The following is a 15,867-nucleotide window of genomic DNA, read 5'->3' as shown; positions in this document are numbered from 1 at the left end:
GCGGTTAGGCGCGGGATTTGTTGTGCGCGAGGGCTAGGCCTGCGGCGGCGATGGCGGCGGCAAAGAGCGCCGTGACGCCCAGGTCGCAGGCAATGTCGCCCAGCACGGCAGGCGTCAGGTCCGAGGCAAGTGCCTTGCCGATCGCGTCGTTCACCCAATACGTCGGCACAAAATGCGCCGCGGTCTGCACGGCCGAGCCCATGAGCGACAGCGGCATCCAGGCGCCGCCCAAAAACGTCATGAGCATGCCGAGTAAGTTGCCCACGCCGTTGAGCAGCTCCTCGCGCGCGCCCAAGCTCGACAGCGTAAAGCCAACGGCCAGCGGCGTGCACGCCAGGGCAAACGTTGCAGCCAGCGCTAGGCACACGCGATCCACGCCAACCTCGGCAACCGCTCCGGCAAAGCCCACGACGCCCATCATGCTCGACACAAACCAAATGCAGACGGTGAGCACGGCGGCGGCCGCGAACACGGCGAGCGAACGCTGGCGCTCGGAGACCGGGCCGGCATCCATGCGGCGCACGCGCTCGGGCTCGTTCATGCCCGAGAGCACCAATCCCACCGACACGATGACCGACGAGATGATCGCGTACGCGCCAAAGTTGAAGTACGACTCGAGCGTGGCGGCGGCAGTCGAGTCGACCTTGACCTGCTCGATCTGGACCTCCGCGCGCTTTGCGGCCGCGTGCTCGGCCGCCTTGGCAACGTCGCCGTTAGAAGCAGCGGGCTCAAGTGCCGCCGCAGCGCCCGCGAGCGAGATCCAGCGCGAGGCCTCGGCAGACGAAAGCGCCGCCGCCATGGTGCCGGCACCGTAGGTCACATCGAGCTTGGGCAGGGACTCCCCCACGCGGGCGGCTGCAACGAGGTCGTCCTCAAACCCCTCCGGGATAAAGAACACGCAGTCGGCGCTGCCCTTGGCGCTGTTGCTCTTGGAGAGCGCGTCCGCAAGGTCGTACGTGTCGTCGCCAACACCCGTAACCAGGTCAAAGCGCGAGCCCAAGTGCTTGGTGAGCGCGCGCGAAAGATCGCTGTCGTCGCGGTCGACCACAATCACATTGGCGTCGTAGGGCTTGTATTCGGTGAGCTGCGACGAGTTCCAGCTCACCGATGCCGCGATGAACACACCCATCAGCGATATGAACACCGTATAGATGAGCAGGTAGAACGGATGCGCGAGCGCCATGCGCAGCGCAGTCTTAAAGGTGCTCATAGCGGCTCCTTCCAAAAATCAGCGTGGCGGCGACAACAAACACCAGCGTCATGAGGACCAGCGCGCCCGCACGGATGACAAAGGGACCCAGGTCCTCAAAGAAATATAAGCGGTTGAACATGTCGCAGATGAGCTTGACGGGATTGAGCCAGCACTCGGCCGGGAAGGCGCGGGCAACGTCGTCGGCAAGTGCCATCGCCGGCTCGCCGTAAAGCCCGGCGAACAGGGCGCACGTGGTAGCGAAACCCGTGAGGATGCCCGACTTGGATGCCTTGCCACCCTTAACGGGAAGCGTGCCCACAAAGAGTCCCAAGCCCGTGGCGGCAAGCGCGGAAGCGGCGCCGCCCACCAAACACAGTCCCTCGCGCCCACCAAAGTCGACGCCCACGACCAGGCTCACGTAGCCGATCGCGATCGCCATCGAGGCGAAGGAGACCAGCCACGAGCCGACAAAAATGCCGGCCAGCGACGCCGTCTTGGAAAGGCCGCCCACGCAGCGGCGCGCGCCAAGGCCCGACAGATTGGGCTGCAGGTCAACGACGCCCAAGGCGGCAAACTCGGCAGACATCATCGCGACCAGGCCAAAAAGCGCGTAATAGTAGATGACTGTGCCATCGGGCGTGGTGCGTGTCAGGCTTACGCGGCGGACGCCGCCCTCAATCGACAGGGCGCGCGCAACCGCCTCGGGGTCGGCGAGCGCCGCCGGGGTGTCCTGGGCAATCTGGGACATGAGCTCGGCATTTTGCGTATACGAGCTCGCCACCGTCTCAAGGATGCTGCGGTCGGTGAGCACCGACGAGGCGCGCGAGCTGTCATAACTCGAAAGCAGCGTGAGCTTGGGCGTGCCCGCGGCATCGACCGTGTAGATGCCCACGACCTCGCCGGACTTGAGCGCACGGTTCGCGGCGTCCACATCCTCGCACTCGCTCACATCGAGCAGCTGATCGTCGCCCTCCTTGGCAAGCGAAGCCACCACGCCCTTAAAGGTCGAAGCGCCCCAGGCTTCGTCAGCGACAACGGCTACCGGCACCGGGTCGATCTTGCCGTCGGAGCTGAGGTTCGCAAACATAAACATGAACATCGTTGAAAGCGCAATGGGAAAGATCGCGCCCCAGACCCATGTACTCGGCCGACGCAGCAGCGTCTTGACCGTGGTGATGATGGTGTTGAACATGGCCGCCCCCCTAGTCGCGCAGCTCGCGGCCGGTGATCTCGAGGAACACGTCGTTGAGGGTCGGCGGCTCGGAATAAATGCGGCCGAGCGCCACGTCGGCGACGCGCAGCGTGTCGAGGATGTCGACCAGATTGTGCGGGCTCGCCTCGCAGGTGCAGACGAGTTCGCCGCCGGAAAGCTCAACGCTGAGCACGTGCTCGAGGGCACGCAGGCGCTCGACCGTGGCGGCCTCGACGGTGCCGACCTCGACGGTCACGCGCTCGCCCATCTGAATCATGCGCTTGAGCTCGTCGTTGGTGCCCTGCGCCAGCACGCGCCCGCCGTCCATGATCATGATGCGGCTGCAAATCTGCTCGACTTCCTCCATGTAATGGCTGGTATACACCACCGTGGCTCCCTCGTCGCGCAGACGGCAGATGCCCTGCAGAATGGCGTTGCGGCTCTGCGGATCGACCGCCACCGTGGGCTCGTCAAAAAAGATCAGCTCGGGCTTGTGCGCGATGCCGCAGGCGATGTTGAGGCGACGCGCCAGGCCGCCCGAGAGCTTGCCGGGGCGAAACTTGGTAAAGTCGCCCAAACCGACAAAGTCGATCGCCTCATCCACCAGCGCGCGGCGACGTTTGCGGTCGTTAACGTAGAGACTGCAGAAATAGTCGATGTTCTCACGCACTGTAAGCTCGTCAAACACCGCAACTTGCTGTGGGACCACGCCGATGCGGCGTTTGAGGTCGTAACGCGTGGGCGTCATGGGCTCGCCGAACAGCTCGATGGTGCCCTTGTCGTAAGCGAGCAGCCGCAGGATGCAGTTGATGGACGTGGTCTTGCCCGAGCCGTTGGGGCCCAGCAGGCCAAAGATCTCGCCAGGGGCAATACTCAGGTTAAAGTGGTCGAGCGCAATAAGATCGTCATAGCGCTTGACGAGGTTTTCGACGTGGACGATGTCTGTCATAAGGCGGCCCTTCTGTTGCTTGCGGCCCGGTACGATTGCATCATCGCAGGAGCGGACGGCGCGCACCAGTGAGCTTTGTCACGAGTGCGAGGGGGCGGAGGCGAAATCCCCGCTCGCGCAAGCGATCGACGCCGCTTTGCCGCGCGGGAGGAATGTCACGGTTGCCCCGGGCGCCGCCTTCCCCGTGCGCGGCATCGCGTACAATACCCGTATGAATAGGCTATTCGACAAATCGATCGTGCTGGCGTGCTGTATTGCGGCCGCTCTGGGCCTTGCTGTGGATGCCCGCTTGGTCGCGGCGTTTTGCCTTGGCGTTATAGCCACCTCGGCGTCGGAAGTCACACGAGAAGAACACGCCCATCGCGCGAGCGAGGCCGCGAGCTACGCCTACATCATCGCTGTCGTCTTCGTGCCGCCATTTATGCCGTTCGCACCCCTTGCCTTCTATGACATCGCGCGACGCGTGCGCCGTGAACGCATCTGGCCCGCGCCGGCGATTAGCGCCGTGTTTGTCTGCGCGCTTGTCGCGGACCTTCGCGGCGGCGCGCTCACCACCCGAACGCTGCTGCTAACCGCCATCCTTTCGGTCGCTGCCACGTTGCTGTCGCTGCGCACCGCGCAGCTGGAGCGCGAACAGGAACGCATGCGTCGCACCCGCGACAAGCTGCAAGAACGCGCCCTGGCACTCGAGGCACGCAACCGCGACCTCGCCGACCGCCAGGACTACGAAGTCGAGCTCGCGACGCTCGCCGAACGCGCCCGCATCGCGCGCGAGATCCACGATAACGTGGGCCACCAGCTCACGCGCGCTTCGCTTCAAACCGAAGCTCTGCGCGTGGTCCACGCCAACGAGCCCAGCGTCGCCGCCGATTTCGCCGACGTCAAATACACCGTTGACGAGGCGCTTCAGCTCGTGCGCGCCAGCGTCCACGCGCTCAACGACAATGCGACCAACCTCTCCGTGCAGCTCGAGCGCATCGTTGAAGGCGCACGCTCGGACAGCGGTCCGCAGATTGAGCTTGAGGTTTTGGCCGAGCATGCACCCGCCAACGTCGCCAACTGCTTTGCGGCGGTACTGCGCGAGGCGCTTTCCAACGCCATACGCCACGCCCATGCCAAAACCATTACCGTGCGGTGCATGGAGCATCCGTCGTTTTACCAGCTCGTCGTTACCGACGATGGAACGGGCGGGGTTCGGACAGGCGCCCACAGCGCCACAGGGGGTATGGGGCTCGCCTCCATGCGCGAGCGCGTCGAGGCGCTTGGCGGAACCTTCACCGCCGGCCTGCGCGCCGGCGCCCCCGGCTGGCGCGTTTTTGCCACCATCCCCAAACAGCAAGGAGATGAGGGCCGATGAGGCTCATAGTTGTCGACGACGACCGCCTAGTGGTCGATTCGCTCAAGATTATCCTGGGCGCTCAGCCGCAGATAGAGGTGGTGGGCACCGGTGCCGACGGCGACGACGCGGTGGCGCTCTGCGCCGAACACGCACCCGACGTCGCGCTGCTCGACATTCAAATGCCAGGGCGCGACGGCCTTTCGGCGGCGCGCGAAATCCTTGAGCACGACCCCGCGGCACGCGTGGTGTTTCTGACGACATTCTCGGATGACGAGTACATCGTGTCAGCGCTCAAGCTGGGCGCCCGCGGCTACCTGATTAAAACCGATATCGCCGCCATTCCTCCGGCGTTGGCGCAGGTCATGGACGGCAAACGCGTGCTCGAGGGCAAGGCGATCGAGGATATCGATTTTGATGGGGCGGGCATCGCGGCGGGCACGCCCCGCCGGCCCGCGGCCTTTGCCGGCCTGACCGACCGCGAGTTCGAAGTCGCAGAGCTCATCGCCCGCGGTCTCGACAACAAGGAGATTGCCGCCACGGCATACATGGGCGAAGGCACCGTGCGCAACCACATCAGCTCGATCCTTGCCAAAATGGGCCTGCGCAACCGCACGCAGATCGCCATCGCCTACCTGCGAGGGTAATTACCCAACGGCCAACCGCCCCGGCATAGCAAAATGGCTGTCACCGATTTAATGCCATTTCAAAACTATGCCGGTTTACGGGGCCAAAGTCGGGACCCTCATCCATGCACCCTATTTTTGAAAAACAACAAGCTATCTACCTGCGGTTTTGTTTTTGCGATTATCTGTATGGTCGTAGGTTCGCTATCTAGCCCCGTAATCCGGCATAGTTTTGTTCGCGGCGGCCCAGCCGCGCGTTCAAGCGCGGGGCCGGCGGGGCATTTTTGCCCCGCCGGCCTCTATTCCGGCGCTATTCCGGCTTGATTTCTACCGTGAGAATCTTGTCCGCCGCAACCGGAGTACGGGCGGTGTCCATAGTCAGGCAGTGCTTGGGGCAGCTCTCGATGCACTCGCCGCACACCACGCAGGCGTACGGGTCGATCGACCACGTTCCGCCTTTGCGATCGACCGCAAGCGCGCCCGCCGGGCAACGGCGCGCGCACATGCCGCAGCAAATGCACACGTCCATGTCGTTGACGATGTGCCCACGCAGGCGCTCGGGTGCCGCGAGCTTCTCCTGCGGATAGCACACCGTTACCGGCTGCTTGATCATAGAGCCCAAGGCCGTCTTGGCAAATGTCAGCAAACTCATGCCGCGCCTACCTTTCCGTGCAGCTAATGCAGGGGTCGATGGTCAGGATAATCATAGGCACGTTAGCAATGAGCACGCCCTGCAGCGCATGCGTCAGACCCGCCAGGTTTTGCGACGTCGGCGTGCGCACGCGGAAACGGTCAAGGTTCTTGGTGCCGTTGCCGCGCACATAGTAATACGCCTCGCCGCGCGGCTGCTCAATCACAACCTCGCCGAGCGCGCCGTCAGCCGGCGTGAGCTTGGTGCGCCCGCCGATACCGTCGTGCGGAATCTTGCCCACAAGCTCCTTAATGATGTCCATGGCCTGCGTGACCTCGGCACAACGCACTTGGCAGCGGGCATAGCAGTCGCCATCGGTAGCAACGATGGGCTCAAACGCAGCCAGATCCGCATAGGCGCCGTCGCCGAACATGCGCACGTCGTAGTCCACGCCCGAAGCGCGCCCAAACGGACCGACCATCGAAAGGTCCAGCGCGTCCTTCTTGCTGATCACGCCCACGCCATGCAGGCGCTCGCCGCAGCTGTCGTCGTCCAAAAACGTATGCACCAGGGCCTCGTAGTCGGGGCGCATGGCGTCGAGCGTTTGGACAATACCCGCCAGCTCAGAATCCTCAATATCATGCTTAAGGCCGCCGACCTCGTTAATCGAAAGGATCACGCGGCCGCCGCACGTGCTCTCAAAGATCTTGAGAATCTGTTCGCGCAGGGTCCACGAACGATAGAACAGCGCCTCGAAGCCAAAGGCATCGGCGAGCAGGCCCAGCCACAGCAGGTGCGAGTGGATGCGCGAAAGCTCATGCAAAATGGTGCGGATATACTGCACGCGCCCGGGCACCTCGATATCGAGCATGCGCTCGCAGGCGCTGGCATAACCGTAGCTGTGACCCACGGCGCAAATGCCGCAGATGCGCTCGGCGATGTAGCCAAACTGGTGCATATCGCGCTTTTCGGTGAGCTTCTCAAGGCCGCGGTGCACAAAGCCAATCTGCGGAATTGCCTCGATAACGCGGTCGTCCTCGATCACCAGGTCCAGGTGAAGCGGCTCGGGCAGCACAGGGTGCTGCGGACCAAACGGAATAACGGAGCGATGTGCCATGGACCTTACGCCTCCTTTTTCTGCTTGTCGCGGGCGGCCTTGGCGGCAAGCGCCGCGCGGACCTTGGCCGCTTTCTCGGGATCCATGGCGGCGAGCTTTGCCTCCATCTCGGCAGCCTTGAGCGCGGCCTTGGCGGCAGCCTCATCGTGCTGAGCATCGGAGCCGGCAGCCGCAGCGGGCTGAGCGACGACAGCGCCCGCGGCACCGCCAGCGCCCGCAGCGCCCTCCCCCGCAGCAGCCGCAGCCGCGGCGGCCTTCTCGGCCGCGGCCTTGCGCGCCTTGGCCTCGGCGGCGGCACGGACCTTCATGGCCTTCTCGCGCGCGTCCTTCACCTCGGGCGTGATAACGCTCATGGGCTCGGCAGTCGAAACCTGGTAGAAAAAGCCCTTAAAGTCAATCTGCATGTCGGTGATGGCAAGCCCAAATAAGTCGTGCGCTTCGTTTTCAAACGGGAACACCGCCGGATAGTACGAGCTGATGGACGGAATCTCCTGGTACTGTTCGATGCCCTCGACTACCAGGTTCTCAATCGCATAGCTGCCGTCCTGCGCAATATGCTCCTGAGCAGCACGAACGTTGATAAACGTATAGACTAGGCGATACGTGCCGTCGTCGACGTTGCGCTCGGCGTGCATTTGCACAAAGCGCGCGCCGACGCCCTTGAGCGCCTGGACATGCGACAGGAGCTCGTCGATCCCAACGGTGGTATAGATAGCCTTTTGCATTACTCGGCCTCCTTTGCAGCGACGGGCGCGGTGGGCGTCCCAGCGGGCGTGTCGCCGGCCCCCGCAACTGCCACAAACCCGTCCTCGCCCAACTCAACGCCACCGTCCCAGGTAGCGGCACCTCCCACGGTGAGCGGGTCGCCACCGGCACGCATCACGGCCTCCTTCTGGTCCAGAATGCCGCACGCCTCCACGATGGCATCGATCACGGTCTCGGGGCGGATGGCGCATCCGGGCGCGTACACGTCCACGGGAATCGCGCGGTCCACGCCGCCGATCACGTTATAGGCATCGCGGAATACGCCGCCCGAGCACGCGCAAATGCCGCAGGCCACCACGCACTTGGGCTCGAGCATCTGGTTGTAAATCTGGCGCACGACGGGCAGGTTCTGGGCATTGACCGACCCCGTCACCAAAAAGATGTCCGCATGCTTGGGGTTGCCGGTATTGACCACGCCAAAGCGCTCCGCATCGAACAGCGGCGTGAGCGAGGCCAGCACCTCGATATCGCATCCGTTGCAGCTCGAGCCGTCGTAATGAATAACCCACGGCGAGCGCGACATTTTATGATCCATGGATGCCGCCTCCTAAATAAACACGTCAACGAGGATGGGCATAAGGTTGAGCAGACCAAACACCAGCGCCACGCCCCAGCCGAGCTTAAAGCAGCTGCGCCAGGTGCTGCGCGCGAAGGTGTTGTCGATCAGCACCTCGACAAAGTACGTCGCAACCATCACGACCAGGGCTACGACCCAGCTCACCGGGTTGTCCCAGACAAAGAACATGCCCACCCACATCAAAAACAGCACGGTCTCACACCAGTGCATAAGGGTCATCTTGGCCAGCGTACCGCCGCTCATCTCGGTGGCGACACCCTGGACAATCTCTTGATGCGCGTGATGCGAGTACGAAAGGTCAAACGGCGACTTGCGCAGTTTGATGGTGAGCACCGCAAGCAGCGCCAGGAAAATGGGCGCACTGTACGCGATGATGGGGGCCGACTGCCCGGTTACGGCGATGGAGTCGAAGCTATCGGTGGCGAGATACAGGCCCACGCTCATCAGCAGAACGGCGGGCTCGTAACTCATGACCTGCAGTAGCTCGCGGTCGGCGCCGACCTGGGCAAACGGGCTTTGCGTCGAGGCGGACGCCAACACCACAAAGATCGCGGCGAGCGTCACCATAAAAGCGCACAACAGCGTGTTGGAACCCGACACAAAGATGCCGCCGCCCACCACGGTAAAGATGAGCGCGCACGCCATGTAGGTATCATCCATGGTGTTTACGCTGGCAGGGGCCTTGCGCAGGAGCTTGGCCACATCGTAGAACGGTTGCAGCAGGCGCGGGCCCACGCGGCCCTGCATGCGGGCCGAAAGCTTGCGGTCAACGCCGTCGATCAAACCGCCCACAAGCGGCGCAATCAGGGCAAACGCCACGGTACCAATAAATATGCCCACGACGCCCGAACCTTCAAAATACTTACCGCGCAGCACCGAGGGCGCGCTCATGGCAAGTCTCTCGGGCCCGATCCACGCGCAGCACAGCAGCGCAAACAAGATAATGCTGCAGCACACGACGCTGCCCGCGGGGCCGATACGCTTCTCGCCAAGGGCGTCCTCCGAGTACCAATTGCGCTTTTCGGCCTTCACCTCGTGACCCATCGAGCCACGGAAATGGCGGTAATTGTCGGTCCCCACGCCCGAAAGATATACGTTTACGTGCGGCTTGTTGCTCACGCGGAATGAAGTCAGCAGCACCACGGTAATAAACGCCACGATAACCACCATCAGATACATGGCATCCTTGCCAATAACGTACGGCACGCGGCCAAACACCATGGCCAAGTAAGGCGACACCAGACCGCTCGAGATAACCGGGAACGCCACGCAACACAGAATCAGCAGCGCGGCGATGGTGTTGAGCGCCATCCATTCGGTCTTATGGACATTGACCTCAACGTTTTGAGCCGTGGGGTCGACGCCCGAAAGCTTGGCAAGCCACTTGCCCCAGAAGAAGAACGTCGCGGCCGAGCCAAAAGCAAGCACCATGATCATGAGCACGTTGCCGGTCTGCGCAAACGCCACCAGGGCGCCCCACTTGGAAACGAGCATGCCAAACGGCGCCACAAACATACCCATGATGCCCAGCATCATCAGACGCGTCAGGTGCGGCATGCGGCTGAACATACCGTCCATGTCCTCAATGTTACGGCTGCCGATATGATGCTCGGCGGTGCCCACGCACAGGAACAGCAGCGACTTGGCCACCGTATGGAACAGGATCAGGAAGATGGCCGCCCATACGGCCTCGGGCGCGCCGACACCCAAGCAGGCGCTGATGAGGCCCAAGTTGGAAATGGTGGAGTACGCGAGCACGCGTTTGGCGTTGCTCTGCGAGATGGCCATGAGGGCAGCAAGCAAAAACGTGATGGCGCCCACACTCGTGACCATAAAGCCGGTCACGGGATAGATGGCATAGAGCGGGCTCAGCTTGACCATCAGGAACACGCCGGCTTTGACCATGGTTGACGAGTGCAGCAGGGCGCTCGTGGGCGTGGGGGCAACCATGGCGCCGAGCAGCCAGGTGTGGAACGGCATCTGTGCGGCCTTGGTGAGTGCGGCGAGCGACAGCAGAACGACCGGCATCACCAGCAGCGCGGATTGTGCGGTTCCGGCGCAGGAAAGCTCGATCATACCCGAGATGGTCAGCGGCATGCCGTTAACGTGCAGGTACATGAGTCCGGCCAAAAACGCGATGCCGCCCAGCATGTTGAGGATGATCTGGGTAAAGGCGTTTTTAATGGCCTCGGGCGTGCGCGTGTAGCCAATCATAAGGAACGAGCACACGGTGGTGATTTCCCAACCGCAGAACAGCCACTCAAGGTTGTCGCTCGTCACGATGACGAACATGGCCGAGAGGAACAGGAACATGAGCGCCAGGAACTGCGGGCGACGGTCGGGCGCAGTCTGCCCGCGCAGTGCGGCCTCGTGCTCGTCGTGGGCCTGGAAGTCCTTCATGTAGCCCAAGGCGTACACGCAGATCAGGCTGCCGACGATGCCAACGGCGAGGACCATGATCACGCTCATGTAATCCAGGTAGAGCGGCGTGGCCGTAACGGCTTCGACCGCGGGCAGCGTCATGGCCGCAAAGGCGACCGAACCCACCAGCTGGACGATGCCGAGCACACCGGTAAGCACACTCTTATATTTATGCGCGTTGTACAGGATGACGGCGCACAGGATCACGTCGATGACGGAGCTGATGATCGAGAGCACGTGCGAGGTGCCGGGGGCAACCTCAAAGCTCTGCGGACCCGTGCCAAAAAATAAGACAGCAACTACAACCGTTGTCGCCATAATGACGCCGGAGCCTACAAGCCCTACCGCATCGCGAGCACGGTCACCGCGCGCAAGCAGCATGCCCAGCGCCGGTACCAGCGGAAACAGGGTAAGGAAATACAGTAGCGTCATACCATCACTCCCCCATGCAAAAACGCTATACATGCATTACGTTATAACGCTAATTTGAGCACCTGAAGGCGGGCTTTCGGCCAACTGTGGAACTTTAGACGTGCGAGGTAAGAAGCCTGTCCGTATTGAAGCAATATGGCGGGCCCCGTCGCGGCAGTGCAGGGCGCGCGCCCCATTACATGACAACCTCCTCTGCTCCGAAAGAGCCTTTAGAGGGGCATCGCGATAGAAAAAATGCACCCCGTAGGCGCACGTTTTCGCTACTCCGCTTTCTTGGCGCGTGGTTTACGACCGCGCGGCTTATCAACCAGCGCTGCCTCGCCGCCGTCGCGATACTGGCGGCACCAGGCCTTAACCGAAGACTCGCTGGGAATCTGGTGTTTGATCATGGCCTCGCGAACCGTCATGCCGTTTTCCAGGCGATCCTTAACTACGGCGAGCTTAACCTCGTACGAATACGTGTGATGGTGAGTGCCCGCGTTGAGCACGGCATCGGCACCGCCCACGGCATATGCGCGGGCCCACTGACGAGCCGTTGCCTGGGGAATGCCAAGCTCCGCGGCGAGGGCGCGATGACCGACCCCCTCTTGGAGGACCTCGACGGCGCGCTGCCTAACCTCGGGCGCATGCGTGCGAGTCCTAGTTGCTTCTGACATACCTGCCACTTCTTAGCCTTAACCGTTAATCTGCTTTCTTACGTGCAAGTTAGATAGTAGCATTTTACTGTTTGCTCAAAGCAGTTAATTAAAATAGACGCGGCGTTATCTGGGCATTTGGCACCAATTTACGACATTTCTTTATCGATTATTTACGCTGGTAGCTGACTCGCAGCCAATCGTCATTCGCCTGTCAACAAAATTGACACCTCTTTATGTCCTTTGCTATAGCGGATATGATTATTAACCCCTCCCCCAATAATTTTGAGTAATCGGCAAGGCAGTAGACGTCCTTACTCCTCATGATTACCGCGCACTGCCATCCACCGGAGCAAAACAAAAAGGGCGGGGCCTGCTGCGCTTGCAGGCCCCGCACCGGTTGACACCCGACGGGGCACAGCCGGGCGAGGCGGATCCGTGCTACCGCCCCGCCTGGCCGCGATGTTCAACTACAGCTCGTTGGCCGCGTGATACGCCGTGCGAATGGCGCTCGCGATGTCGGCGGTGCGCTCGCCCGAGCAGTCGCCCACGCAGGTCACGGGCACCGTCACGCCATCCAGGTCAAACGCGTTGGCCTTGGAGCCCACGGCCATCACCACGTAATCGCAGGCGATCTTCACCGGCTCCTCGGGGCCGTCCTCGGTGGTGTGCACGGCCTCCACGCCCTCGTCGGTAATGGCGGTCAGGCGGGTCTTAACATGCTGCTCAACGCCATGCTCGGCAAAGTCGCTCATAATCAGCGGCAGAATGGTCTCGGACTCGCCCGCGGCAATCTTGTCGAGCATCTCGACGATCGCCACCTCGCAGCCGTGCTGCAGCAGGTACTCGGCAGTCTCGGTGCCCACCAGGCCACCGCCAATGACGGCGACGCGCCCGCTGAGCTCCACCTTGCCGGCCAGCACGTCCCAGCTCGAGACAACCTTCTCCGAATCGGCACCGGGTACGGGAATGACCACATCGTGCGCGCCCACGGCCACAATCGCGGCGTCGGCGGCGTTGAGGTCCGCGGGGCTAGCGGTGTGGTTGAGTTCAACCTTCACGCCCAGGCCGGGCAGAATCTTCTCGTAGTACTCGACCGAGCGCATGATCTCGTCCTTGCGCGGAGGCGCGGCCGCCAGCACAATCTGGCCGCCCAGATGGTCGCTCGCCTCGTAGACGGTCACGTCGTAGCCGCGCTTGGCCGCCACGCGCGCCGCCTCCAGGCCGGCAATACCGCCGCCCACCACGGCGATCTTCTTGTCGCCCTCGCCCGGCTTAATGGCGATGGTCGCCTCGTCGCCGTTCTCGGCATTGAGCACGCACGAGATGTATTTGCGGTTTTGGATCGCGTCGACGCAGCCCTTGTTGCAGTTGAGGCACTCGCGGATGGGCTCACCCGTAGCGGCCTTGAGCGCAATGTCGGGGTCGCACATGAGCGAGCGGCCGTACGCGACGATGTCGGCCGAGCCGTCTTCCAGGATCTTCTCGCCGGCCTCGACCGAAACAACGCGGCCGACGGTTGCCACCGGCACGGAGACCAGGGCCTTGACGCGCTCTGCCACGGGCAGCGTCCAGTTGTAGGGCATGGCGCCCATGGGCGGAATGGTGTCGCCCATGTTGCCGGTGTGGTTTGCCTGCGCCACCTGGATCATGTCGATGCCGGCGCCCTCGAGCAGCTTGGCGAACTCGCAGGCCTCGTCGGGCAGCAGGCCGCCCTTGCCGCGCGGCGTGCCGTCGGGGTTCTCCATGATCACGGGGAGCTTGTACTCCACCATCAGCTCCGGCGCGGCCTCCTTAATGGCGGCGACGACCTCGAGCGCGTAGCGGACGCGGTTCTCGAACGATCCGCCGTACTCGTCGGTGCGCTGGTTGAGGATAGCCGAGCACAGCGAACCCACCAGACGGTCGCCGTGGACCTCGATGGCGTCAATGCCGGCCTGCTGCGCGCGAGCGGCCGAGGCGGCGATGGCCTCCTTGATCTGGGTGAGCTGCTCTACGCTCGCCTCGTTCACAAAGTGCTGCATATCGTGGTGCAACTTGGCGTAGGCCTGCTTGCGGATCTCGTTGGACTCGGCCATCTTGGCGGCAAAGGTCTCCTCGTCGCCGGCGGCCTTGGCCTCCTGCGCGGCCTTGGCGGCGGCCATGGAACCCATGACCATGCGGCCGACACCGGGCACGTCGTACTCGGGGTGGAACAGCTGCAGCGCGACCTTGGCGCCGTGCTTGTGAACGGCGTCGGCCAGCGCCTTAAACGTGGGGATCTGGGCGTCGGTCGCCAACTTGGGCGTGGGGCTTGCGGTCATAACGGGAGCAACGTCGCCAATAACGATGTAGCTCACGCCGCCACGGGCCAGACGCTCGTAAAAGGCCAGGCTGCGCTCGCCGATGGAGCCGTCGCGCTCCTCATAGCCGGTGGTTAGCGGCGGGAACATAATGCGGTTTTTGAGCTCAAGGGGGCCAACCGTAATGGGCTGGAGCAGCTTGGATGCGGGTGCGGTCATGGATATTCCTCTCTTGTAGGCGCGGCGGCGATGTTGCCGCGTAGTTGTCTAGAGGATATGGCATGGAAGTGCAGCAGCACAACGGAAATCGGCGGATAGCAGGTAGCGGCAGGTGGATGGGGCGGGGCGGCCCGTCGGTTTGTCTCAATCTGTAACAGTTACTCGGCAAAACCGGGTCTTACTGTTACAGATCGAGACATTCCTCTCAACCCATCCTCAACAGTCTAGATCTGTAACAGCTAGGCCCACTTTTGACCCCTCCCTGTTACAGATCGAGACAAACCAAACCCGCCTGCCAGAAAATCTCAATCTGTAACAATAACTCGGCAAAATCCGTCCCTCGTGTTACAGATTTAGACAAACGGGACCCAACCCACCGGTATATCTCGATCTGTAACACCTAGCCGCCCAAATCGGGTCTAGATGTTACAGATTGAGATTTTGTTTGAGAGGCTGAGAGCAGAACCCGAGCGGAAAAGCAAACGGGTCAATGACATCGCCCCGCCGTCATATCGGAGGCCACGCCCGGCAACCCGAGCGTGGGGCGGCCCCGCCATTCCGGACATTTCAGCCCCTTTCCGGACATTTTTAGCCCGTTTCCGGACATTGTCCGCGAATGTCCGGAAACGGGATCGTCATGTCCGAGATGGGATTTGGCCAACGGCAGTTCCCTAGTAAAGCCCCAGCTCCCCAGCAGAGCGCCCCGGTTCGCGCCACGACGGCGCACGCCAACATTACTTACCCGCGAGGAAGTGACAAAGGGGCAGCCCTTTGGGCCATCGAAGCCGCCGCGGCCAAGGTGCGGCATTACTGCGACAGAGGTGCGACATTACTGCGACAAAGGTGCGACATAGAGCGACCGCCCTATCTTATCGTGTAGAACCGTCTTGAATCGTTGGGGGAGAAGCCGTGTCATTCGAGCAGCCCGTCTTCCTTGATCAGCTTGCCAAGCACTCGGCTTACCGTACGGCGCGTATTCGGTCTCGAGACATCGAAGAGTTCCCAAGCGAGCAAGATCATTCGAGACGCCGTGGGCGCAAAGCCCTTCGATGCCGATACGGCACCGCGCCACATGCGCTACTCCCCATACTGGGCCTAAGGTAAGGGGTAGCCCAACTTTCCGTAACTTTCCAAAAGAGGACAAGCAGCTCTCTATTACTGATGGACAGGGCTTCGGGCTGCGGATACGCATCCCCTCAAGACCGCCCTAACTTTCCTTAACTTCCCATCCGTCAACGCGGCCGGTCCGATGACATCGCCCCGCCGTCATACCGAGGGCCACACCGCGGCAACCCGAGCGTAGGACAGCCTCGCCATTCCGGACATTTCAGCCCGTTTCCGGACATTGTCCGCGAATGTCCGGAAAAGGACCGTCATGTCCGAGATGAGATTTGGTCAGCGACAGCTCCCTAGTTCACGCCTTACTGACGCACACCAAATAAGCCGCCCGCGGGAAAGCGACAGAAGAACAGCCCCTCGGGCCATTAACGCCG

At 62.3% G+C, this 15,867-nt stretch carries 13 protein-coding genes; 2 read left to right on the top strand and 11 right to left on the bottom strand.

Annotation, left to right across the window (positions count from 1 at the left end):
- Window positions 1-4: 4 nt before the first annotated feature.
- From DXD49_RS06985 to DXD49_RS06975, 3 genes are read right to left on the bottom strand one after another with little or no spacing between them, the layout of a single operon-like run.
- Window positions 5-1,210: an ABC transporter permease gene (locus tag DXD49_RS06985; RefSeq protein ID WP_117734744.1), complete on the bottom strand. Its 1,206-nt coding sequence runs from the start codon at window positions 1,208-1,210 to the stop codon at window positions 5-7.
- Window positions 1,197-2,384 carry an ABC transporter permease gene (locus DXD49_RS06980; RefSeq protein WP_117794595.1) on the bottom strand — a complete coding sequence of 396 codons (1,188 nt, stop codon included), beginning with the start codon at window positions 2,382-2,384 and terminating at the stop codon, window positions 1,197-1,199. Before DXD49_RS06980 ends, DXD49_RS06985 begins: the two co-directional genes overlap by 14 nt.
- A 10-nt stretch (window positions 2,385-2,394) precedes the next feature.
- Window positions 2,395-3,333 carry an ABC transporter ATP-binding protein gene (locus DXD49_RS06975; protein ID WP_117794594.1) on the bottom strand — a complete coding sequence of 313 codons (939 nt, stop codon included), beginning with the start codon at window positions 3,331-3,333 and terminating at the stop codon, window positions 2,395-2,397.
- 211 nt (window positions 3,334-3,544) lie between these two features.
- On the opposite strand from DXD49_RS06975, the gene DXD49_RS06970 reads away from it, so the two are divergent.
- Both DXD49_RS06970 and DXD49_RS06965 read left to right on the top strand, forming a co-directional pair.
- Window positions 3,545-4,690, top strand: coding sequence for a sensor histidine kinase (locus DXD49_RS06970; RefSeq protein WP_158564875.1), 1,146 nt, complete (start codon window positions 3,545-3,547; stop codon window positions 4,688-4,690).
- A complete protein-coding gene (locus DXD49_RS06965) occupies window positions 4,687-5,316 on the top strand; it encodes a response regulator transcription factor (RefSeq protein WP_117734748.1) in 630 nt (209 codons plus the stop codon). The genes DXD49_RS06970 and DXD49_RS06965 overlap by 4 nt, the downstream gene beginning before the upstream one ends.
- A gap of 289 nt (window positions 5,317-5,605) precedes the next feature.
- Here the strand turns inward: DXD49_RS06965 and DXD49_RS06960 are convergent, their stop codons facing one another.
- The 8 genes from DXD49_RS06960 to DXD49_RS09660 all read right to left on the bottom strand — a co-directional run bounded on the left by DXD49_RS06960 (window position 5,606) and on the right by DXD49_RS09660 (window position 15,448).
- Entirely contained in the window at window positions 5,606-5,947 is a 342-nt protein-coding gene (locus DXD49_RS06960) for a 4Fe-4S dicluster domain-containing protein (protein ID WP_117794592.1), read from the bottom strand.
- A 7-nt stretch (window positions 5,948-5,954) separates the two neighbouring features.
- Window positions 5,955-7,043 carry a nickel-dependent hydrogenase large subunit gene (locus DXD49_RS06955; RefSeq protein WP_117742959.1) on the bottom strand — a complete coding sequence of 363 codons (1,089 nt, stop codon included), beginning with the start codon at window positions 7,041-7,043 and terminating at the stop codon, window positions 5,955-5,957.
- A gap of 5 nt (window positions 7,044-7,048) precedes the next feature.
- Window positions 7,049-7,768, bottom strand: a complete 720-nt coding sequence (locus DXD49_RS06950; protein WP_117794591.1) for an NADH-quinone oxidoreductase subunit C — start codon at window positions 7,766-7,768, stop codon at window positions 7,049-7,051.
- Window positions 7,768-8,343, bottom strand: a complete 576-nt coding sequence (locus tag DXD49_RS06945) for an NADH-quinone oxidoreductase subunit B family protein (protein WP_117794590.1) — start codon at window positions 8,341-8,343, stop codon at window positions 7,768-7,770. The genes DXD49_RS06950 and DXD49_RS06945 overlap by 1 nt, the downstream gene beginning before the upstream one ends.
- 12 nt (window positions 8,344-8,355) lie before the next feature.
- Window positions 8,356-11,238, bottom strand: a complete 2,883-nt coding sequence (locus tag DXD49_RS06940; RefSeq protein WP_117794589.1) for a proton-conducting transporter membrane subunit — start codon at window positions 11,236-11,238, stop codon at window positions 8,356-8,358.
- Window positions 11,239-11,498: 260 nt separating this feature from the next.
- On the bottom strand, window positions 11,499-11,894 hold the full coding sequence (locus tag DXD49_RS06935; RefSeq protein WP_117743644.1) for a helix-turn-helix domain-containing protein: 396 nt from the start codon (window positions 11,892-11,894) through the stop codon (window positions 11,499-11,501).
- A 449-nt stretch (window positions 11,895-12,343) separates the two neighbouring features.
- Entirely contained in the window at window positions 12,344-14,374 is a 2,031-nt protein-coding gene (gene bilR / locus DXD49_RS06930) for a bilirubin reductase, long form (RefSeq protein WP_117794588.1), read from the bottom strand.
- Window positions 14,375-15,286: 912 nt separating this feature from the next.
- Window positions 15,287-15,448 carry a hypothetical protein gene (locus DXD49_RS09660; protein ID WP_158564874.1) on the bottom strand — a complete coding sequence of 54 codons (162 nt, stop codon included), beginning with the start codon at window positions 15,446-15,448 and terminating at the stop codon, window positions 15,287-15,289.
- Window positions 15,449-15,867: the final 419 nt, after the last annotated feature.

The organism is Collinsella sp. TM05-38, from assembly GCF_003466445.1.
Classification (GTDB): domain Bacteria; phylum Actinomycetota; class Coriobacteriia; order Coriobacteriales; family Coriobacteriaceae; genus Collinsella.
Note: the sequence above shows the minus strand (reverse complement) of the source record. Positions and strands in the feature narration are given on the sequence as shown.